General features: G+C 69.0%; 18 protein-coding genes. 10 read left to right on the plus strand and 8 right to left on the minus strand.

All coding sequences use genetic code 11. From position 1 onward, the window contains the following. The first annotated feature begins 506 nt into the window (after positions 1–506). Positions 507–1,238: a DUF6928 family protein gene (locus tag NE2_RS09290; protein WP_063909344.1), complete on the plus strand. Its 732-nt coding sequence runs from the start codon at positions 507–509 to the stop codon at positions 1,236–1,238. A gap of 35 nt (positions 1,239–1,273) precedes the next feature. Here NE2_RS09290 and NE2_RS09295 read toward each other — a convergent pair whose 3' ends face one another. Both NE2_RS09295 and NE2_RS09300 read right to left on the minus strand, forming a co-directional pair. Continuing rightward, positions 1,274–1,564: a DUF2537 domain-containing protein gene (locus tag NE2_RS09295; RefSeq protein ID WP_030513286.1), complete on the minus strand. Its 291-nt coding sequence runs from the start codon at positions 1,562–1,564 to the stop codon at positions 1,274–1,276. Continuing rightward, positions 1,561–2,364: a TrmH family RNA methyltransferase gene (locus tag NE2_RS09300; RefSeq protein ID WP_063018355.1), complete on the minus strand. Its 804-nt coding sequence runs from the start codon at positions 2,362–2,364 to the stop codon at positions 1,561–1,563. The genes NE2_RS09295 and NE2_RS09300 overlap by 4 nt, the downstream gene beginning before the upstream one ends. Positions 2,365–2,503: 139 nt before the next feature. Between NE2_RS09300 and NE2_RS09305 the strand changes: the two genes are divergently transcribed. Further along, positions 2,504–2,866, plus strand: a complete 363-nt coding sequence (locus NE2_RS09305; RefSeq protein ID WP_030513288.1) for an FKBP-type peptidyl-prolyl cis-trans isomerase — start codon at positions 2,504–2,506, stop codon at positions 2,864–2,866. A gap of 7 nt (positions 2,867–2,873) precedes the next feature. Here NE2_RS09305 and NE2_RS09310 read toward each other — a convergent pair whose 3' ends face one another. The 5 genes from NE2_RS09310 to NE2_RS09330 form a co-directional block, all read right to left on the minus strand. Next, entirely contained in the window at positions 2,874–4,040 is a 1,167-nt protein-coding gene (locus NE2_RS09310) for a YhgE/Pip domain-containing protein (RefSeq protein WP_063025580.1), read from the minus strand. Positions 4,041–4,116: 76 nt separating this feature from the next. Beyond that, a complete protein-coding gene (locus tag NE2_RS09315; protein WP_063025581.1) occupies positions 4,117–5,499 on the minus strand; it encodes a sensor histidine kinase in 1,383 nt (460 codons plus the stop codon). Positions 5,500–5,536: 37 nt separating this feature from the next. Further along, positions 5,537–6,241 carry a response regulator transcription factor gene (locus NE2_RS09320; RefSeq protein WP_036523064.1) on the minus strand — a complete coding sequence of 235 codons (705 nt, stop codon included), beginning with the start codon at positions 6,239–6,241 and terminating at the stop codon, positions 5,537–5,539. Between the two features lie 76 nt (positions 6,242–6,317). Beyond that, positions 6,318–6,698 carry a hemophore-related protein gene (locus tag NE2_RS09325; RefSeq protein ID WP_030513292.1) on the minus strand — a complete coding sequence of 127 codons (381 nt, stop codon included), beginning with the start codon at positions 6,696–6,698 and terminating at the stop codon, positions 6,318–6,320. Positions 6,699–6,832: 134 nt separating this feature from the next. Continuing rightward, a complete protein-coding gene (locus tag NE2_RS09330; RefSeq protein ID WP_063025582.1) occupies positions 6,833–8,944 on the minus strand; it encodes an AMP-binding protein in 2,112 nt (703 codons plus the stop codon). 318 nt (positions 8,945–9,262) lie between these two features. On the opposite strand from NE2_RS09330, the gene NE2_RS09335 reads away from it, so the two are divergent. The 6 genes from NE2_RS09335 (at position 9,263) to NE2_RS09360 (ending at position 17,040) form a co-directional block, all read left to right on the plus strand. Beyond that, the gene (locus NE2_RS09335; RefSeq protein ID WP_084493927.1) at positions 9,263–12,889 is read left to right on the plus strand and encodes an ATP-binding protein; all 3,627 of its coding nucleotides are present in this window, start codon (positions 9,263–9,265) and stop codon (positions 12,887–12,889) included. Further along, positions 12,886–13,299: a roadblock/LC7 domain-containing protein gene (locus NE2_RS09340; RefSeq protein ID WP_011207200.1), complete on the plus strand. Its 414-nt coding sequence runs from the start codon at positions 12,886–12,888 to the stop codon at positions 13,297–13,299. Before NE2_RS09335 ends, NE2_RS09340 begins: the two co-directional genes overlap by 4 nt. A 7-nt stretch (positions 13,300–13,306) precedes the next feature. Beyond that, complete coding sequence (locus tag NE2_RS09345; protein WP_025347064.1) at positions 13,307–13,681, plus strand: DUF742 domain-containing protein; 375 nt, start codon at positions 13,307–13,309, stop codon at positions 13,679–13,681. Further along, positions 13,662–14,264: a GTP-binding protein gene (locus NE2_RS09350; protein ID WP_174553921.1), complete on the plus strand. Its 603-nt coding sequence runs from the start codon at positions 13,662–13,664 to the stop codon at positions 14,262–14,264. Before NE2_RS09345 ends, NE2_RS09350 begins: the two co-directional genes overlap by 20 nt. Before the next feature lie 93 nt (positions 14,265–14,357). Next, the gene (locus NE2_RS09355; protein WP_063025583.1) at positions 14,358–15,923 is read left to right on the plus strand and encodes a carboxyl transferase domain-containing protein; all 1,566 of its coding nucleotides are present in this window, start codon (positions 14,358–14,360) and stop codon (positions 15,921–15,923) included. Between the two features lie 262 nt (positions 15,924–16,185). Further along, entirely contained in the window at positions 16,186–17,040 is an 855-nt protein-coding gene (locus NE2_RS09360) for an aldo/keto reductase (protein ID WP_084493913.1), read from the plus strand. 15 nt (positions 17,041–17,055) lie between these two features. Here NE2_RS09360 and NE2_RS09365 read toward each other — a convergent pair whose 3' ends face one another. Beyond that, positions 17,056–18,279: an NAD(P)-binding domain-containing protein gene (locus NE2_RS09365; RefSeq protein ID WP_063025585.1), complete on the minus strand. Its 1,224-nt coding sequence runs from the start codon at positions 18,277–18,279 to the stop codon at positions 17,056–17,058. A gap of 80 nt (positions 18,280–18,359) precedes the next feature. Here NE2_RS09365 and NE2_RS09370 point away from each other — a divergent pair, with 80 nt between their 5' ends. Next, positions 18,360–19,085 carry an enoyl-CoA hydratase gene (locus NE2_RS09370; protein ID WP_063025586.1) on the plus strand — a complete coding sequence of 242 codons (726 nt, stop codon included), beginning with the start codon at positions 18,360–18,362 and terminating at the stop codon, positions 19,083–19,085. Beyond that, on the plus strand, positions 19,085–20,236 hold the full coding sequence (locus NE2_RS09375; protein ID WP_063025587.1) for an MBL fold metallo-hydrolase: 1,152 nt from the start codon (positions 19,085–19,087) through the stop codon (positions 20,234–20,236). Before NE2_RS09370 ends, NE2_RS09375 begins: the two co-directional genes overlap by 1 nt. Positions 20,237–20,246 lie beyond the last annotated feature (10 nt).

Consider the following 20,246-nt stretch of genomic DNA (forward strand, 5'->3'; position numbering starts at 1 on the left):
CCGGAGCCGGAGCCGGCGCCGGCGGCGAAGTCCACCTCTGCGGCAGCGAGCGCCAAGCCGGAAGCCGCCAAGCCCGCCGCGCAGAAGCCGGCCCGGGCCAAGCGGGGTAAGGCGCCGATGCCGTCCTGGGAGGATGTGCTGCTCGGCGTCCGTAGCTCCGGGCACTGAGCCCTCCGGGCACCGAATCCTCGGCCGGGCACCGAATCCCGGGCAACCACGTCGAGTTCGCCGTGGAGGCCACCGGTCTCCGCCGCGAAGTTCGTGCGGCGGTTCGCTGATCACCCTCGTTCGGGCGTGTCGCCGCCGGAATGTGTGAAATGGGGGTTGACACGCGCGGCAGAAGTCAGAAGCGCCGATGTTTCCGCTGTTGGGGGAGTAGATTTTTCGTGTGCGCCCGATTCTCGTCGGGCGCACAGCGAGCAGGCCGCGGCGGCGGATGTGGTTCGACTCCCGCGTTTGCTCGGGAGTAACCACGCTTACCCGTCCGAGCTCGGGAGGTGTCGCAGGTGCCATCCACAGCCTCGTCGATCTGGTACGTCGACGACCCCGACCCGGCTGCGGTCCTGCGCTCACACCCCGATCCCGATCCGGAGGCCGCCCTCGCCCTGGCCAAACAGCTCAATCCCGGCCACGATGTGGTGCCCGCCGCCTCCGGCACCCTGAAGGTCTGGGCCGGACCGGATCCCGGCTCGATGTACATCGGCTGCTATCCGGGGGTCACCGTGGTCTGCACCGTACAGGCGGCGCGCAGCCATCCGACCCGGCTGCCGGAACTGCTGATCCGGCCGCTGGCCTCCGAGCACACCTACCTGGTGTCCTACGACGTCCCACTGGGCTGGGGTGCGTTCGCGCATTGGGAGCGCGGGGAATTCCGTCGCGCCTTCAGCGCCACGCGGGTGAACATCGTCGAGGACGAAGGGCTGCCGCTGGTGTGGGAGCGCTCGTACTGGGCCGGCGACCATCCGGTCCGGCTGCGGCCCGGTGATTTTCCCGATCCCCAGATCCTGCCGTTCGACCCGCCGGAATTCGCCGACGCCGCGAACGAGGAGTGGCTCGGATTCCGTTATCGGGCGGGGTCTTCCGACGACGCTCTGCATCCGGACCGGATCGAGGTGTGTGGCTTCAGCCTCTACCCCGCGGGGCAGGCGCCCCCACCGGCGACGCGGGCGACGTCGGTGACGATTCCGGCGAGTAAGCGCTGGTTCGGCTGGTTGCGTGGCCGCGACCGCGTGTTGTGATCGCGAAATCCTTCGAGGCGTCAGGACTCGAGACGTCAGGACGCGGCATCGATCAGCAGAACGACCCAGCCGATGAGTACCCCGGCGCCGAGTCCGGCGAGCACCCAGCGGGTGACCGGGGTGTAGCGCCAGCGCCACGCGGTCGGTGCGGTACCGGCGACGGCGATCACGTTCACGGCTACCGCGAGCGTCCAATGGACATGTGCCAGTGCGACACCGAACGAATACACCCCGGCGGCGGTCAGCGCGGCGACGAAGACCGACACCGCGATCCCCGCCGCCCACGGCGTGGGTTCGCTGTCCGGGCGGCCGAGCGGTCGATTCACGATGTCCGCACCCTTTCGTAGAAGGCCATCGCGGCCGCGGTCGCGACATTGAGCGAATCCGTGCCGGGGGTCATCGGAATCCGGGCGCGGATGTCGGTGGCGCGCATCGCCGCCTCGGTCAGGCCGGGGCCTTCGGCGCCGAGCAGCAGTGCCACCCGGTCGCCGGTCATCGCGGTCGCCAGATTCACCGCCTCGGGATTCGGCGTCAGCGCGATGATCCGAAAGCCCAGCTCGCGCAAGGTGTGCAGGCCGTCGGGCCAGGTCGGCAGCGAGGCGAAGGGCACCCGCAGCACGTGGCCCATCGACACCCGCACCGCGCGCCGATACAGCGGATCGGCGCAGCGGTCGCCGAACAACACCGCGTCGGCGCCGAGTCCGGCCGCATTGCGGAAGATCGAGCCGATGTTCTCGTGATCGTTGACGCCCTCGAGCACCGCGACCGTGCGCGCGGTCCGCAAGATCTCCTCGGGCAGCAATTCCGGCGGGCGGTAGGCGGCGGCAAGTACGCCGCGATTGAGATGAAATCCGACGATTTCGGCCATCACCTCGGCGCCGACGCGGTAGTAAGGGATGTCCACACCGGCGAGGTCGGGGGCGAGCTGATCGAAGCGGCGGCCCACCCCGAGCAGGGCGAACGGCTGGAAACGCGAGGCCAGCATGCGCTGCACGACCACCACGCCCTCGGCCACGACCAGGCCTTTTCCGCCCGGGAGGTCGGGACGTCGGTCGGCCGAGTTGAGGTCGCGGAAGTCGGCGACCCGAGGGTCGCCGGGGTCGACGATATCGATCACGTGGGCCACGGCAACCTATCCTGCACCCTGGCTCCGAATTCGGCCGATCCAACTGTCGTGTGGAACACGGTTTGGCAAGCAACGCTATGGTGAACTCTTTATTGGTTTATCCGCAGAACGATTTATCCATCGCAACGGAAGAGGACGCATGACCAAGCCGGAAGTCGAGTTCCAGGAAGGCCCCGCGCCCACCACGCTGGAAGTGCACGATCTGGTCGAGGGCGAGGGCGCCGAGGCCGTACCCGGCGGCACCGTCGAGGTGCACTACGTGGGCGTCACCTACGACACCGGCGAGGAATTCGATTCGTCCTGGAACCGTGGCGAATCCATCACCTTCCCGCTGCGCGGCCTGATCCAGGGCTGGCAGGAAGGTATTCCGGGGATGAAGGTCGGCGGCCGCCGCCAGCTGACCATCCCGCCGGAGCTGGCCTACGGTCCCGAGGGCTCGGGCCACCCGCTGTCGGGCAAGACGCTGATCTTCGTCATCGATCTGCTGAACGTCGTCGAGTAGTCGCCGATCACTGCCGGACGATCTCGACCGGATCGGACAGATTCGTCGCCAGGACGGACTGCTGGGATGTGCTGTGCGCCGGTAACGCGGTGAGGGCCTTGCCGGTTTGATCGGTCAGATTCGTCGAAATCTGCTGCATCTGGGTGACCCCGCCGATCACCGCCTGCAGCGCACCCTGCAGTTGTGCGGTCGCCTGATCGGCGAGCTGCGGAATCTGTCCGGCCAGGGCGGCGCCTTGGTCCAGCTGGGCGGCGGCGGAGGTCAGCCGGTTCGCGGCATCGCGCAGGATGGTGCCGAGACCGGTGTTCGGATCGGTACTGCTACCGGTCAGCTGGGCCACGCCCGCCAGCTGGGTATCGGTCTGGCCGGCGATCGAGCGCAGCGCCTCCAGCTTTCCGATGATGTCGGTGACCTGAGGATCCGCCGCGAACGGCAGCGCGCGCAGCAGCGGCAGGACCTGGTCGAGTCCGCTGCTCATCGCCTTCGCGCCGGAGCTGATCTGCCCGATGGTCAGCCCGGTGGCATCGAAGGCGCCGGCCATGTTCTCGGCCTGATTCGTCGCCTGACCCAGGGTGTTGTGTACCTGGCCGAGCTGCGAAGTCAGCGTGGCCGCACCGGATTTCGCGGAATCCAGGAAGCCCAGCATCTGCTGGGCGCCGCCGGTGAACTGTCCAGCGGCGTCGGAGGCCGTCCGCACGCCCACGTCGAGCAGCTGAGAGGTGAAGGCGGCCTGCTGCATCGAACCGCGCGCGTTCGCGACCGCGGCCAGGGTTTGATCCACGCCCGCGGCCGCGATTCGCCGCGTCACCGCCGCGACCGCATCGTCGACCGCGGCGGTGTCCGCGTGCTCGTTGGCGGCCACGGTCAGCTGCGCCCGGTGCGGCTGCGCCGTGGCGAGGGTGCCCAGCGACGCACTGAGGTTGGCGGGCAGGGTGATCACCGCGGCGTGGTCGGCGGTGCGCGCGCCGGGTTCGGCCACGGTCCAGGTGTCGCTCTCGGCTTGGAGTGCCTTCACGATGCGGGCCCCGGTGGGACCGGTATCCGCGTTGACGATCGCGATATCGGTCGGCGCGGCGCCACCGCGGGTGGCGGCGATCACCCCACCTGTCACCGCACCGGCGACCACCAGGGTCACCACACCGAGCACTGTCCAGCGAAAACGTCTACCTGCCACGCCGTTCGACGGTAGCGGCGGTGAATGCGCACGTACTGGCGGATATCTGAGGGTTCTGTGAGGGATCGCGGACGATTCAGTTCTGCGGCGGTGGCGCCGCCCGCATCGGACGGTCCGGCAATTCCAGCACCAGGCGTACGCCGCCCAGGGTGCCGTCGTCGAAATAGGCTCGGCCGCCGTGCAATTGGGCCTGCTGCGCGACCAGTGCCAGGCCCAGGCCGGAGCCGCCCTTGGTGGCGTTGGCGCCGCGAATGAAGCGGTCGAAGACACTGCGCCGTTCCTCGGCCGGGATGCCCGCACCGTTGTCGTCGACCGAGATCACGATCCAGCCGTCGGGGCGGCGATGCGCGGATACCAGCGCCTGCGTCGCGCCGCCGTGACGGGCGGAATTGGTGAGCGCGTTGTCGACGGCCAGGCGCAGTCCGGTCGGCAGGCCACGGGTGATGAGTTCGGGATCGGTCTCGATGCGGACGGTGAGTTCCGGGAAGTGGCGCATCGCGTCGTGGGCGGCGTGGTCGACCAGATCACCGACATCGGTTTCGACATGGTCGCGCTCGTCGGTCAGCTCGCCCGCGGCCAGCCGTTCCAGCGCGGCCAGCGTGGCCTCCACCCGGCCCTGACTGCGCTGGAGGTCGTCGAGGATCTCCGCGCGCTGCTGCTCGTCGAGGTCCAGGGTGCGCAGTACCTCGAGGTCGGTGCGCATCGCGGTGAGCGGGGTGCGCAGTTCGTGCGCGGAGACGGCGGCGAAATCGCGGGCCGTCTCGAGTGCCGCCGCGGTTTCGGCCTGGGCGAACTGCACCCGCTCCAGCAGCGAATTCACTGCCTCGGAGAGCTTTTCGGCCTCGAAGACCCCGGATCCGTCCACCCGGACCTCGGCCGTGCTGGTGCCACTGCGCGCACTGACCTGCCGGGTGAGATCCCGGATCGGGCGCACCGCGCCGCCACCGAACACCCAGCCCAGCCCGGCCGCCGCGGCCACCGCCAGGCCGGCCGCGAACAGCACCCAGCGCCGCTGCTCGGACATGGTGTGATAGGCGTCGGTCAGCGGGATCGCGATCGATACGGTCCGCCCCTCGGGCTGGTTCTCGGTCGTGGTCAGCACCCGGAACGGGGTGCCCTCCAGCGTGACCGTATGCGAACCCGGGTCCTCGGCCGGCAGGCGCACGCTGGTGGAGGCGATGATCTCACCGTGGTCGCGGACCGTCACCGCCATATCCTTGTTCGGGGTCACCAGCGACAGCACCCCGACCGCGATGAGCGGCTGCATCAGCACGATGCGCGAGGCGATGGCCAGTTCCTGGTCGGCCTGGGCGAGATTGTTGCGGCCCAGTGCCACCACCGACACCCAGCTCAAGACCGCGGTGATGATGATCGCGCCCAATGCCGCCGCCCCGGCGACCCTGGTGCGCAGCGAATAGGAGTGACGCAGCCCGAAGCGTCGCCGTTGCGGTCCGGTCATCCCGCACCGGTACGGATCGATTCGGCGTGGGCGCCGGTCATTTCGGCATCCGCAGTACGAAGCCGACGCCGCGAATGGTGTGCAGCAGCCGGGGCGTGCCGTCGGCCTCCAGTTTGCGGCGCAGATAGCCGACGAAGACGTCCACCACATTGGTGTCGGCGGCGAAGTCGTAACCCCACACCAGCTCCAGCAGTCGTTCCCGGCTCAACACCACTCCGGCATTGCGGGCCAGCGTGGACAGCAGTTCGAATTCCCTTTTGGTGAGCTCGATTTCGTTACCGTGCAGCAGGGCGCGATAGCCGGCCACATCGATTTCCAAGGGACCCACGGTGATCGAGCCCGGCGCCGCGGCGGGAGCCGTATCGGTGCGCCGGCGCAGCAGCGCCCGGATCCGCGCCACCAATTCGGCGAGGACGAACGGTTTCACGAGATAGTCGTCCGCGCCGGATTCCAGTCCGGCGATCCGATCGCCGACCGAACTGCGTGCCGAGAGCACACAGATCGGCACTTCGTTGCCCATCGCCCGCAGCGCGGTCACCACGCCCGCACCGTCGAGCACCGGCATGTTCATATCGAGGACGATCGCGTCGGGCGCCTGTTCGGCCACGCTGCGCAACGCCGCGGCCCCGTCGCGTGCGATGACCACCCGGAATCCGGACAGTCGCAAGCCGCGTTCCACCGAGGACAGCACATCCTCGTCGTCGTCGACCACCAGCACCGTCGGATTCTCGCTGCTCGCCACGGTGTGCAGTGTAATTTGACCGCGCGGCCCCGGGGGTGGCCCGAGGCTCGCGCGAGTTGCCGATCCGGTGGCCGGATCAGTAGTTGTGGCAGGAATCGGCGACTTCCTGGATCGTCGAGCTCAGGCCGGCGGCCCGCGGGTCCTGCTGGGCGCGCTGCGCCTCGTCCGGGTGCTGAGCCAGATACTGCTGGAATTCGGCGCGGCGCTGTTCCACCGGCTGATCGAATTTGGCCTTCAGCTCGGCCTTCTGGTCCGGGTTGTTGTCCAGAATCGAGGCCAGCTGCGGCGCCTTGTCGTGCAACGCGGCGTCGACCTGGGCGAAGCTGCAGGTCGAATTCAGCAGCGGCGCAACCAGTTCGGTCGGGCCCGCCGATGCGGTGGCGGGGACCAGCAGGGCGGCCCCGGCGGCCAGGCCCGCAGCGGTGAGCGTGGTTGCGGCAAATCCGCGAATGCGCATGATTCTCTCTCCCTGTGCGTCGGCACGTACGTGTCCGGCACGGTATCGCCGGAGTCTGGGGCGTAGGTGAACCGATTCTGAGAAGACTCTGAACCGGCTGCTCGGACCGCGCGCCCCACGCTCGGGTGCCCCGATCAGGAACCGATACTCGAGCCGTTCGTGCTCGCCGCCGGATCGGCCGTGTTCTCGGCCGCCGTGTCGGCGGTCGGATCGGTCCCGGCGAGCAGCTGATCCTCCAGCGCGATCAGCACCGCCGGATCCTCGATGGTGGCCGGCATCTCCCAGTTCTCGCCGGAGGCGATCTGGCGGATGGTGCGGCGCAGGATCTTCCCGGATCGGGTCTTGGGCAAGGCCCGTACCACCGTCACATCGTGCAGCGTCGCAATCGCGCCGATCTGCTCCCGGACGCGGGCGATGATCTCGGCGCGCAACTGCGCCAGCTCGATGTCGACCCCGTTCTTGAGCACCACGTAGGCGATCGGGAGCTGACCCTTCAGTTCGTCGGGCACGCCGATCACCGCGGTTTCCGCGACCGCCGAATGTCCCGAGATCGCGCCCTCGATGCCGCCGGCCGAGAGCCGATGCCCGGCCATATTGATCACATCGTCGCTGCGGCCGAGCACGTACAGATAGCCGTCCTCGTCGAAATAGCCGGAGTCGCCGGTGAGGTAGTGCCCGGGGTAGGCCGAGAGATAGGAGCGGGCGAAGCGCTCGTCGTCGCGCCACAGGCCGGTCAGCGAGCCGGGCGGCAGCGGCAGGCCGATCACGATGTTGCCCTCCGCGCCCGTCGCCACCGCATCGCCTTCGTAGTCGAGGACGCGCAGCCGGTAGCCGGGCACCGGAACCGAGGCCGAGCCGGGTTTGATCGGCAGCTCCTGCAAACCGAGCGGGTTCGCGCACACCGGCCAGCCGGTTTCGGTCTGCCACCAGTGGTCCACCACCGGGCAGTCGGGCAGATCGGCCAGCACCGTCTCCCGGGTCCACTCGTAGGTGGCGGGGTCGAGCCGTTCGCCGGCGCAGAACAGCGCGCGCAGCGAGGACAGATCGTGGCGGCGGGCGAGCGCGGCCTCGGGATCGGCGCGGCGGATCGCGCGCAGTGCGGTGGGGGCGGTGAACATCACGTGCACCCCGTACTGCTCGACCAGCCGCCAGTAGGTGCCGGAGTCCGGCGTACCGATCGGTTTGCCTTCGAACAGGACGGTCGTCGCGCCGACCAGCAGCGGGGCGTAGACGATATAGGAATGGCCGACCACCCAGCCGATATCGGAGGTGGTCAACATCACCTGACCGGGGGAGACGTCGTAGATATTGCGCATCGACCAGGCCAGCGCCACCGCGTGGCCGCCGTTGTCGCGCACCACGCCCTTGGGCTTTCCGGTGGTGCCGGAGGTGTAGAGGATGTACAGCGGATCGGTCGCGGCCACCGGCACCGGATCAGCCGGTTCCGCGTCGCGGACCGTGTCCTCCCAGTCCAGCCAGCGGGCCGCGACGGTGGCGGTGGAATCCGGCAGGGTGTCGGTGGCCGGCTGCGGGGCGGCGAACCGGATGGTCGGAAAGCCCTCGCGCTGCTTCACGACCACATTCCGCGGCGCGGTGGTCTGCACCTGGTCGAGCGCTTGCAGCACGATCGGCGGGTACTCGAGGCGCTTGTTCGGTTCCAGGCCGCCGGAGGCGGTGACGATCAGAACGGGTTCGGCGTCGTCGATGCGCGCGGCCAGTTCGTGGGCGGCGAATCCGCCGAAGACCACCGAATGCACCGCGCCGATCCGCGCGCAGGCCAGCATCGCGATCACGGCCTCGGGGATCATCGGCATGTAGATCACGACGCGATCGCCGGTGCGCACCCCGAGCCGGAGCATGGCGCCGGCGAATTGGGCGACCTCAGTCAGCAACTCGGCATAGGTATAGACGGCTGTGGCGCCCGTCATAGCGGAGTCATATATTAATGCGGGCTGGTTCGCGCGACCGCCCGTTTTTTCGGAAATGCCCGTTTCGGCGGCGGTATCGGTATCGTCGTTCGTCGAGGCGGGTTCCGATGTGAGATCGCGCACATGCCGATCGAGGGCGTTGTAGGAGGTGTTGAGGCGAGCATCGGGAAACCACCGAGCCGTCGGTCGTGCCGTGGTGTCGAGAATCTGTTCGGGCGCAACGTCCCAGCTGATCGCCTCGGCCGCGCTGCGCCAGAAGTCCGACGGGTCGACCAGGCTGGTCTGGTAGGTGGGCCGGTACTCCTGCTTCGCGTTCAACCGTATGACTCCCTGCCTCGCATCGATGCCCGCCTCGATAGATCAGCCTGATTGTGGCAGACTTCACGCGACGTCCGGGCGGCCGCCGCGACCTTTGATTTTGGCTGGAACAGCCAGGTCAACGGCTGGTGGTTGCCAAGAGGTCACACAAGAAGTTATTGATCCGTTAGAATCGCATGTCACCTATTTCGGCCGTCATGGACGCAATTTCTCGGCCAGCCGCAGTTCCCGGCCCGTTCTGCTTATCGAGCCGCGCGTGCGATCGTGGAGGCTCGCCGATGGCGCGTGGCTGGGGCCAGTTTGGAAAGTGAGTTGGAGATGCGTGACGCCGCTAGGCCCGTTGGGAAGCGCTGGGCGCTCGGCAACTGGGACCTGCGCTGGAAGGTTACGGCCGTGCTGGCCGTGCCGCTGCTCGTCGCGGTGGTGCTCGGTGCTTCCAGGATCGCGTCCGAGTTCAGTGACTCGAGCCACCTGGATCAGGCGGTCGAGCACGTCGAGGCGATTCCGGCCGTCACCGGCCTGAGTGGTGCCGCGGCCACGGTCGCCGGTGGCCAGATGGCCGCGATCAGCCCGACCCAGTCGCTGGTTCAGGACGCGGACCTGACACGACTGGACGGCGCCATCCAGACCGCGCAGAAGGCCACGGCCAAGCTGGACGGTGTTCCGGGTGCGCGCGATGCGATCGAGCAGATGATCAAGGGCGCCCAGGCGGTGCGCGATCAGGGCACCAAGCCCTCGCCGGTCCTCGCCGACGCGATCGCCCAGGAAGAGGCGATCCGCCAGAACAGCGTCCGCACGGTCGAGGAGATCGTCTCGACCATCTCCGACCCCGGCGTGGACGCGGCGAAGCTGCGCCTGGTCGACTCGCTGAACACCCGCGCGGTGATGGTCCAGGAGATCGCGGCCTCGGCCAAGACCCTGACCGGTGACGCCAAGGGCGGCCTGCACGACTTCCAGGTCGCGGGCAACACCGAGAAGTACATGCTGGACCTGCTGGCCAAGCGTCTGCCCCAGAACGATCCGACGATCGCCGAGCTGAACGGCTTGCTGCAGAACCGGATCGCCATGACCAGCGGGCCGAACGTCGACGTCGGTCAGCTGCCGCTGATGGATATCAAGCAGTCGCTGGTCGACAGCCTGAACGGCTACACCAAGATCGTCGGTTCCTCGACTCAGGACATCACGTCCCGAGTGAACGACCTGGCCGGTAACGCCCGGGCCGGCGCGATCCAGTACGCGGTCATCGTCGTCCTGACGATTCTGGCCGCGCTGATCTTCGCCGTGCTGGTCGCGCGGGCCATGATCGTGCCGCTGCGCAAGCTGCGCCTGGCCGCGCTGCGCGTCGCCGAACACGACCTCGGCTACGAGGTCTCGCGCCTGCGTGACGGCGCCAGCCCCGAGGACGTGCCGCTCGAGCCGATGCCGGTGCACACCGAGGAAGAGGTCGGCCAGCTCGCTCGCGCGGTCGACGACATCCACGGTCAGGCCCTGCGCCTGGCGGCCGATCAGGCCTCCATGCGTACCCAGGTCAACGATATGTTCGAGACCCTGGCGCGGCGGTCGAAGTCGCTGGTCGACCATCAGCTCTCGCTGATCGAGGCGATGGAGTACGACGAGAAGGACCCGCGCCTGCTGGAGAACCTCTTCCGGCTCGACCACCTCGCCGCCCGTATGCGCCGAAACGGCGACAACCTGCTGATTCTGGCCGGTACCCGGCAGCGGCGCAGCAAGTCCGCGCCGGTCGAGATCGCCGACGTGCTGCGTGCCGCGATCTCCGAGGTCGAAGACTACGAGCGCGTGAAGCTGGGCGCCACCCCGCGCGGCGCCATCACCGAACCGGCCGCCTCCGACCTGGCGCACCTGTTCGCCGAGCTGCTCGACAACGCGCTCCGCGCCTCGCCGCCGGAGACCGACGTCAAGTTCACCTTCGCCCAGGCCCACGATCAGGGTCTGCTGATCGAGGTCGCCGACCGCGGTATCGGTATGCCGCCCGCCGAGATGGCATCGATCAACCGGCGCCTGGAAACAACCGCCGAGGTCGGTGCGGACACCGCGCGCCACATGGGTCTGTTCGTCGTCGGCCGGCTGGCCGAGCGGCACGGCCTCAACGTGCGCCTGCGCCCGACCTTCGACACCGCCCGCGACCCGGGCGTCACCGTCACCGTGCATGTGCCCAAGGCGATCATCGTGGCGCCCTCGGGCGGAACGGTCTCGCTGCCGGACCAGTCCGGTGAGCAGATGTCGGTGCCGACCCAGCGGCCGTCCGCGGCGTCGTCGATGCAGATGCGCGGCGTCACCCGCACTCCGAGCGGCAACATGATGGTCACCGTGGACCCGGGAGTGAGCGGGCCGATCCCGATCACGCCGGCCGCGGATGCCGGAGACGATCGCACCGTGCGCACCAACGGCGCCGCCGCCGCGGCGAACGGTTCGGCCGCGGGTGGACTCCCGCAGCGCCAGCCGGGCGGTGCGGTTTCGGGCGGGCTGCCGCAGCGGCAGCCGGGCGCCAACGGACCGACCGCGCGTCATCCGCTCGCCGATGCCGAGCCGGGCACGGGCTTGCCGCAGCGTGAGCCGGGTGCCAACGGACCGCAGTCGCCCAAGGCACAGCCGAACGCGAATCTGCCCCAGCGTGGCGGCGCCGCTCCGGCGCAGCCGACCTCGGGGCTGGCCGCCAATATGCTCAAGCGTCAGCCGGGTGCGGCGGGTCAGCCGCCGCGACCGGGCCGTCCCACCGGACTGCCGCAGCGGCCGCCGGGCGGCGGTAACGGCCTGCCGCCGCGCGAAGGTGGTCTGCCGCAGCGTGATTCGGGCTCGAGCCTGCCGCAGCGGGAGGGTGGTCTGCCGCAGCGCGGCGGGTCCGGCCTGCCGCAGCGTGGGCCTGCCGGTGAAGACCGGCCCGCGGCAAGCCTGCCGGCGCGGGAACTCGGCGCCAACGGCCTGCCGCAGCGGACGCCGGGCACCAACGGTGCCCCGTCGCGCGAGGGTGGCCTGCCGCAGCGGGAGTCCGCGAACGGTGGTCTGCCGCAGCGGGAGTCGTCCAACGGCGAGCTGCCGCAGCGCGGTGCCGGAGGCCTGCCGCAGCGGACTCCGGGTTCCAATGGCGCGCCGTCGCGCGAGGGTGCGCCCACCGGTCTGCAGCGCGATGGCGGCAGCGGCCTCCCGCAGCGGGACGCCGGCGCCGGTCTGCCGCAGCGGGACGCGGGTAGTGGCCTCCCGCAACGGGATTCGGGCAGCGGTCTGCCGCAGCGCGGTGGCGGTCTGCCGCAGCGCGAGGGCATCGGCGGTCTGCCCCAGCGCGATGCCGGTAGCGGCCTGCCGCAACGAGAGTCGAATGAGGGTCTGCCGCAGCGTGCCCCGGCCGCGGGCGGCCTGCCACAGCGGCAGCCGGGCGCCGGTCTGCCGCCGCGGCCGGAACCCACCCCGGGCCTGAGCCTGCCCGGACGTCATGCGCCGCAGCGGGACAGCTCCGCCGCGGACGCGAATGCGGAATCCGGTGAGGGTCGCGAACGCGGCCGCCACAGCTACCGGTCGAATCCGCAGAAGACGGCATCGTTCTTCCAGACCCGGCTGCAACCCGCAGCCGACCCCGGCCCGTCGGAAGGGGGAAGTCCGATCTTCGCCGAGATGATGTCGGCGTGGCTCGCGGACCCCAACCCGGACCGGTCCCAAGTCGCCGCCTCCTTCGAATCCCCAGGTGACGAAGGTTGGCAGGCTGCCCGACGAGCGGTGGAAACCTCGTCGGAGAAGCGGACGGCAGCCGGATTGCCGCAGCGTGATCCCGGCAATCGGCTGGTACCCGGTGGTGTCATCGGGCGCGCCGACCGGGCGCCGAGCCGCGACCCAGAGTCGATCAGGTCAAGTCTGAGTCGTCACCAGCAGGGCGTCCGGGATGGCCGCGCAATGGGAGCAATGAACCTAACCGGAGATAAAGGAGACCGATGAACCCCGATCTAGGTGGTACGAACCGTCAGCTGGATTGGCTGGTTTCGAACTTCGCCAACGAGGTCCCGGGCGTCGCTCATGCCGTGCTGGTTTCGGCGGACGGCCTGTTGATGGCCGCGAGCGCTCAATTGCCCGTCGACCGAGCCGAACAGCTGTCCGCCGTGACCGCAGGTTTGGCCAGCCTCTCTGTCGGCGTTTCGAACCTGTTCGAAGGCGGCACGGTACTGCAGTCCGTGGTCGAGATGGAACACGGTTACCTACTGCTCATGGCAGTCGGTGACGGGTCCTATCTGGCCGTGCTGACGAACACGTCCTGCGATATCGGCCAGGTGGGCTACGAGATGGCTCTGCTGGTCGAGCGGGTGGGCCAGACAGTCCAGGCCACACCTCGCGTCACGATGGGTTCCTGATGGTGGGATGGACATAGACAACCAGCACGTGGGGAGCGCCGAGCCCAGCCTCGTCCGTCCGTACTCGCTGACCGCCGGTCGTACGCGGCCGACGGTGGAGTTGGCATTGGAGGCGCTCGTCGCATCGCATCCGGTCGCCCTGGAGCGGCAGTTCGAACTGACCAACATCGAGACGTCAATCGTGGAGTTGTGCAGAGAATCGCCATCTGTCGCGGAACTGGCTGCCCGACTGGGTATTCCGATCGGGGTGGCTCGAGTGCTCGTCGCCGACCTCATCGAGGCGGGACATGTTCGAGTTTCGGCGACTTTGAAAGACGATTCGAGCGACGATGAACGTCGCGAGCTGATCGAAAGGGTTCTCAGTGGACTCCGGCGTATTTGATTCGACGGCCCAGGTCGATACCCGCAACGCCAAGCCGACCTCCGCGAAGATCGTGGTGGCCGGTGGCTTCGGTGTGGGTAAGACGACCTTGGTCGGTGCTGTATCGGAGATCGTTCCGCTGCGCACCGAGGCTTTGGTGACCAACGCCAGTGTGGGCGTTGACAGCCTGACCGCCGTGCCGACGAAGGCCACCACCACGGTGGCCATGGACTTCGGCAGGATCAGCCTCGCCGACGATTTGGTGCTTTATCTGTTCGGCACACCCGGCCAGTACCGCTTCTGGTTCATGTGGGACGACCTGATTCGCGGCGCCATCGGGGCGGTAGTGCTGATCGACACCAGACGGCTGGAGGATTCCTTCGCCGCCGTCGACTACTTCGAGGCTCGTGGGCTGCCGTTCCTGGTGGCCATCAACGAGTTCGACGACGCACCGCGGTACCCCCTGGAGGACATCCGCCAGGCGCTGGCCGTCCCGGCGGACGTGCCGATCATGTCGATCGACGCGCGCCGCCGCGAGCCGGTGAAGCAGGCGCTGGTCTCGGTCACCGAGTACGCGCTGCGCAAAGTGGTTCAGGGTTACTGATACGCCGACGACCGGCCGCACGACGCGGCCGCGTCGGCGCGCGGTGGCACCACGACCGCCGATCGCCCGGTCCGGCGCGGTTACGCTCGGAGCGTGAAGATCTCGGCGCGTGAGTTTTTCGACGGTGTGCTCGATCCCGGTTCGTATCGCAGCTGGGATCGAGAACCGATCGAGGTCGCCACGTCGCCGGCGTACCGCGCGGAACTGACCGCCGCGGTCGAACGCAGCGGCACCGACGAATCGGTGCTGACCGGTGAGGGACGGTTGCGCGGGCGGCGCGTCGCGGTGATCGCGTGTGAATTCGGCTTTCTGGCCGGATCGATCGGCGTGGCGGCCGCCGAGCGCATCGTCACCGCCGTCGAACGCGCCACGGAGCTGGGTCTGCCCCTGCTCGCCTCGCCCACCTCCGGCGGAACCCGGATGCAGGAGGGCACGGTCGCCTTCGTGCAGATGGTGAAGATCGCGGGCGCAGTGGCCGCCCATAAAGCGGCCGGCCACCCCTACCTGGTGTATCTGCGCAATCCCACGATGGGCGGCGTATTCGCGTCCTGGGGTTCGCTGGGGCACATGACCTTCGCCGAACCCGGGGCGCTGATCGGATTCCTCGGACCACGGGTGTACGAGGCCCTCTACGACCGGCCGTTTCCGGAAGGCGTGCAGACCGCCGAGAACCTGTATCGCAACGGGGTCATCGACGGGGTCGTGCCGGTCCGGTTCTTCCGCCGGATCGCGCACCGGTTGTTGAATGTGACGACTTCGGTTGCGGGACAGTCTGATTCGCTATCCATTGCTACGTCAGCGCAGGATTTTTCGGTGGTCCCGCCCGGCGACGGCGGCATTGCCGGAGGTTCGGCCGATACCGCTGATTCACCGGACGCCGACCGAACCACTTCATCGGCCTGGGAGTCGGTGCTGATCTCCCGTGACCCGCGGCGTCCCGGCATCCGGGAGCTGTTGCGGCAGGCGACCGATCGGGTGCCGTTGAGCGGCACCGGCCAAGGCGAATCCGACCGCACCGTCGTGCACGCCCTGGCCCGGCTGCGGGGCGAACCGTGCGTGATCTTCGGCCACGACCGGGCCGGCCAGACCGGCGAGAACACCATGGGTCCGGCCGCATTGCGCGAGGCCCGCCGCAGTATGCACCTGGCCGCCGAACTCCGCCTCCCGCTGGTCCTGGTCATCGATACCGCGGGCGCCGCGCTGTCCCAGGAGGCCGAGGAGCGCGGCCTCGCGCCCGAAATCGCCCGCTGCCTAGCGGATTTGGTCACTCTGGACACGCCGACCGTGTCGGTACTGCTGGGCCAGGGCACCGGCGGAGGGGCATTGGCCCTGCTGTCCGCCGACCGTGTCCTCGCCGCAACTCACGCCTGGCTGGCGCCACTCCCGCCGGAAGGTGCCAGCGCCATCGTCTTCCGCGATACGGACCATGCGCCGGAACTGGCCGCCGCCCAACGAGTCGGCGCGGCCGACCTGCGCACCGACGGCGTCGTCGACCGCATCGTCCCGGAGCACCCCGACGCCGCCCACGAACCGATCGACTTCTCGCGCCGCATGGTCGCCGCCATCGCCGGGGAAGTGGCGAGCCTCCGGACCCGACCGACAGCCGATCTGCGCGCCCTTCGCCACCGCCGTTACCGTCGGCTGGGCGTTCCCGGCTGAGCGTGTGGTTCCGTGCTCCGACCGCCTTCGTCGTGCGTGCGGGTCCACCCGTCCGCCCGGTTCCGAGGAACGCGACCGCAGTACGCGCTCACCGGCATCCACCACGATCGGCCGCGAGTGCGCGTTGCGTTCGATGTCGACCTCGACCTCGGACGGGCAACCGAGCGCTGAGGTCCGAGGTTCCGCCTGGTAGGCGCACAGGATCCGAACACGCAGGTGCGCGTCGTTGACGGCTCGGCAAACCGCTTCTACGGTCGGAACGGTGACCTTTCGCAGCGAGAGCAGCACAGTGCCGTCGGTGATTCTCAACGACGGCCATCTGATTCCGAGGCTGGGCTTCGGGGTTTTCCAGGTGCCGGAGGGACAGACCTTCGACACGGTGACCGCCGCGCTCGAGGCGGGGTATCGCAGCATCGACACCGCGGCGGCCTACGGGAACGAGGCCGAGGTGGGGCGGGCGATCGCCGAATCGGGGCTGGCGCGCGACGAGGTCTTCATCACCACCAAGCTGTGGAATGCCGACCAGGGGTACGACTCGACGCTGCGCGCGTTCGACGCGAGTATGAAGCGGCTGGGGTTCGAGTATCTCGATCTGTATCTCATCCACTGGCCGGTCGCGAGCGCGGATCGCTACGTGGACACGTTCCGTGCGTTCCAGTCGCTGAAGACGCAGGGCCGCATCGGCTCGATCGGTGTCTCCAATTTCCAGCCGGAACACCTGCGGCGGGTGATCGGGGAGACCGGTGAGGTGCCGGCGGTGAACCAGGTGGAGCTGCATCCGGCGCTCGCGCAGAACACGCTGCGTGCCTTCCACGCCGAGCACGGCATCGCCACCGAGGCGTGGAGTCCGCTCGGCCAGGGCGCGGAATTGAAGGATCCCACCGTTGGCGCGGTCGCCGAACAGGTCGGCCGCACGCCCGCCCAGGTTCTGATCCGGTGGCACCTGCAGCTGGGCAATATCGTCATTCCGAAGTCGGTGAATCCCGAGCGCATCCGGGAGAACTTCGATGTGTTCACTTTCGAACTCGACGTCGAGCAAATGACCACCCTCAATGCGCTCGACACCGGCAGCCGCGTCGGCCCCGATCCCGACACGTTCGCGATGGGGCTCGACTGACGCGTTGCCGGGCACCTATCGCAGACCCAGGTAGCGCGTGAGCTCGACCGCTGCGGCGCGTCCTGCCCGATTCGCGCCGATGGTGCTGGCCGACGGCCCGTAACCGATCAAATGGATGCGCGGGTCGGCGGCTACCTGGGTAGCGAGCCTGCCCGTCATCGCGATGCCGCCGCCGGGCCCGCGCAGTCGCAGCGGCGCCAGGTGGTCGAGCGCGCTGCGGAAGCCGGTGGCCCAGAGGATCACGTCGGCGGCCTGAAAGCTGCCGTCGGGCCAGCGCACGCCGTTCGGTTCGATGCGGGCGAACATCGGATGCCAGGTCAGCGCGCCGCGCGCACGGGCGGCGCGAATCCGGTCGTCGACCGGCAGTCCGGTTACCGACACCACCGATCGCGGCGGCAATCCGCGACGCACCCGGTCCTCGACCATCGCGACCGCCCGGCGGCCCTCGTCGGGACCGAACGGCCCCTCCCGCCAGCGCGGCTCCGTCCGCGACACCCACGTCGTGCCGGTGACCTGGGAAATCTCGTCCAGCAGCTGGACCGCGGAAATTCCCGCGCCGACCACCACGACGTGCTGACCGGCGAGCTCCGCCGCGCTGCGGTAGTCATGAGCGTGCAATTGCCGCCCGGCGAAGGTTTCGGCGCCCGGATAGTACGGAATGAAGGGCTTTTCCCAGGTGCCGGTCGCGTTGATCACTCCGCGCACCCGGAGGGTCCGGTCGCCGACAACCGGTGACTCGGGCGGTGCGACGACGGAAACCTCTGCGGCCGAGAGGTTCTCGCCGACCACGGTCTCGACGTGCAACAGCCCGTCCACCAACGTCCCCGGACATGTTGCGGTGGTTGCTCGGTCGCACACCACCCGTACCGACACCGGCCGGCGAACTCGCAGGTCGAAACGCTTCTCGTACAGCTCGAAATAGTGCGGCACCGCGGTCGCGGCGGGTACGGAATCCGAGCCGGGCGGAAGAGTTTCGGTGAACGACATCCCCGGCAGGTCGTGCACGCGATTCACGGTGCTCAAAGTCAGTGAGGGCCAGCGGAATTGCCATGCCCCGCCGGGACCGGGGGAGTGGTCGACGATGAGGAAGTCGGTTCCCGGTGTCAATCCGAGCCGCCGCAGGTGATAGCCGACCGACAGTCCGGCCTGGCCGGCGCCGATCACCACAATCTCGACATCGGGTGCGGTCACCGCCGTCACAGTACGCGTCGGGTGCGCTGCGGTAACTGTCCGCCGCATACAGTGGAGTCGATACCGACCGGCGGGTGCGGTGAGGTGTGCCCCCCGGAAGAGAAACCGCGCGAATGGGGAGAGGTCAGATGCTCGCAGTGAGCCGGGATGGTGACGTGGTCACCATCGAATTACAGCGCCCGCAGCGGCGCAACGCCCTCAACGACGAGTTGGTGGCAGCGTTGCGCGAGGCCGTCACGACCGCGGCGGCCGACGCGCGGGTGATCGTGCTGACCGGTCAGGGGCCGATTTTCAGCGCCGGAGCCGATTTGTCCGGCGTCTACTCGTCGGATTTCCTCGACGGACTGCTCGGTCTGTTGCGCACTATCGAAACGGTCCCGGTGCCGGTGATCTCCGCCATCAACGGCGGCGCGCTCGGCGCCGGGGTGCAGCTGGCGCTGGCCTCCGACCTGCGGGTGATGAGCCCGGATTCCTATATCGCCATTCCGGCCGCGAAGCTGGGCATCTCGGTGGATCGCTGGACGGTGCGCCGCCTGGTCTCGCTGATCGGCGGCGGCCCGGCGCGGACCGTGCTGATGGGCGCCGAGAGCGTATCCGCTTCCGACGCATACACTTTCGGTTTCGCCAACCGCCTCGGCACGCTGGCCGACGCGCAGGAGTGGGCCAAGTCGATCGCCCAGCTCGCCCCGCTCTCGCTGCGCCACCTCAAGCTGGTGTTCAACGACGACGGCACCCGCGGCGAGGACACCCCCGAGCAGCGCGCCGCGCTGGAGGCCGCCTGGCGCAGCGCCGACGCCGAGGAGGCGCGGCTGGCGCGGGAACAGAAGCGCGCGGCGAAGTTCGTGGGGCGCTGATGGCCGGCACCGAGATCGTCGCGGCCGCCCGCAGAGCGGCCCTGGCCGCGGCCGGGCTGGTCGGAGTGCGCTGGGTGGCCCGCGCGGCATGGCGGATTCCCGCCGAAATGGGGGCTTCCGCGGCCGCCATCGCACCGCTGGCGACGCGGTCGGCGAGCTACCGCGACCGGCAGTTCCACAACACCGAACCCAGCAGTCAGATCACGCCCGGATCCGGCGCATCCCTGCTGCTGTCGGCGCTGACCCGGCGCGATGTGGGGCGGCCACCGGCGGAAATCCCGCTGGCGAGCACCGAACATCCGGAGCAGGCGGCAGATCTGGCCGTGACCTGGTTCGGCCACGCCACCGCCCTGATCGAGGTCGACGGCTACCGCATCCTCACCGATCCGGTCTGGAGCGAGCGGGTCTCGCCGTCACCGCTGATCGGGCCGGCCCGGCTGCATCCGGTCCCGGCGCCGCTGTCCTCGCTGCCGGCGCTGGACGCGGTGGTCATCTCGCACGATCACTACGACCATCTGGATCGCGAGACCGTGCGCGCGCTGGTGGCCGGTCAGGACGCCCCGTTCGTGGTGCCGATCGGGATCGGCGCCCATCTGCGCAAATGGCAGGTCCCGGAGACCCGCATCATCGAATTGGATTGGAACACGTCGACTTCCATCACCCGCCCCGGGCTGGGTGAGCTCACCGTCACCTGCACCGAGGCGCGGCACTTCTCCGGACGCGGCCTCACCCGCAACACGACGCTCTGGGCGTCGTGGGTGTTCGCCGGGCCGCGGCGGCGGGCCTACTTCGGCGGTGACACCGGGTACACGAAGGCGTTCGCCGAAATCGGCGCGACTCATGGTCCGTTCGATCTCACGCTGCTGCCGATCGGCGCCTACGACGTGCACTGGCCCGATGTGCACATGAACCCCGAGGAGGCGGTACGCGCCCACGCCGACGTGTGTGTCGGGGAGGCCGAGTACGGCATGTTGGTGCCGATTCACTGGGCCACGTTCAACCTGGCTTTCCACGGCTGGTCCGAGCCGGTCCACAGACTTGTTGCGGCGGCGCGTGCAGCGGGTACCCGGGTAGCGGTGCCGCTTCCCGGCGGGCGGATCGATACCAATGCGGTATCACCGCAGGTCTCCTGGTGGGAGGATGTGCGCTAGAAACGCAGTC

It is taken from the genome of Nocardia elegans NBRC 108235, assembly GCF_001612845.1.
Classification (GTDB): Bacteria; Actinomycetota; Actinomycetes; order Mycobacteriales; family Mycobacteriaceae; genus Nocardia; species Nocardia nova.

What these genes read in the sequence shown, in the direction of transcription:
- NE2_RS09305 (WP_030513288.1), top strand. Translation starts at nt 2,504, where the DNA reads ATGACCAAGCCGGAAGTCGAGTTCCAGGAAGGCCCCGCGCCCACCACG.
- NE2_RS09315 (WP_063025581.1), bottom strand. Translation starts at nt 5,499, where the DNA reads ATGACCGGACCGCAACGGCGACGCTTCGGGCTGCGTCACTCCTATTCG.
- NE2_RS09325 (WP_030513292.1), bottom strand. Translation starts at nt 6,698, where the DNA reads ATGCGCATTCGCGGATTTGCCGCAACCACGCTCACCGCTGCGGGCCTG.
- NE2_RS09335 (WP_084493927.1), top strand. Translation starts at nt 9,263, where the DNA reads ATGCGTGACGCCGCTAGGCCCGTTGGGAAGCGCTGGGCGCTCGGCAAC.
- NE2_RS09340 (WP_011207200.1), top strand. Translation starts at nt 12,886, where the DNA reads ATGAACCCCGATCTAGGTGGTACGAACCGTCAGCTGGATTGGCTGGTT.
- NE2_RS09345 (WP_025347064.1), top strand. Translation starts at nt 13,307, where the DNA reads ATGGACATAGACAACCAGCACGTGGGGAGCGCCGAGCCCAGCCTCGTC.
- NE2_RS09365 (WP_063025585.1), bottom strand. Translation starts at nt 18,279, where the DNA reads ATGCGGCGGACAGTTACCGCAGCGCACCCGACGCGTACTGTGACGGCG.
- NE2_RS09370 (WP_063025586.1), top strand. Translation starts at nt 18,360, where the DNA reads ATGCTCGCAGTGAGCCGGGATGGTGACGTGGTCACCATCGAATTACAG.
- NE2_RS09375 (WP_063025587.1), top strand. Translation starts at nt 19,085, where the DNA reads ATGGCCGGCACCGAGATCGTCGCGGCCGCCCGCAGAGCGGCCCTGGCC.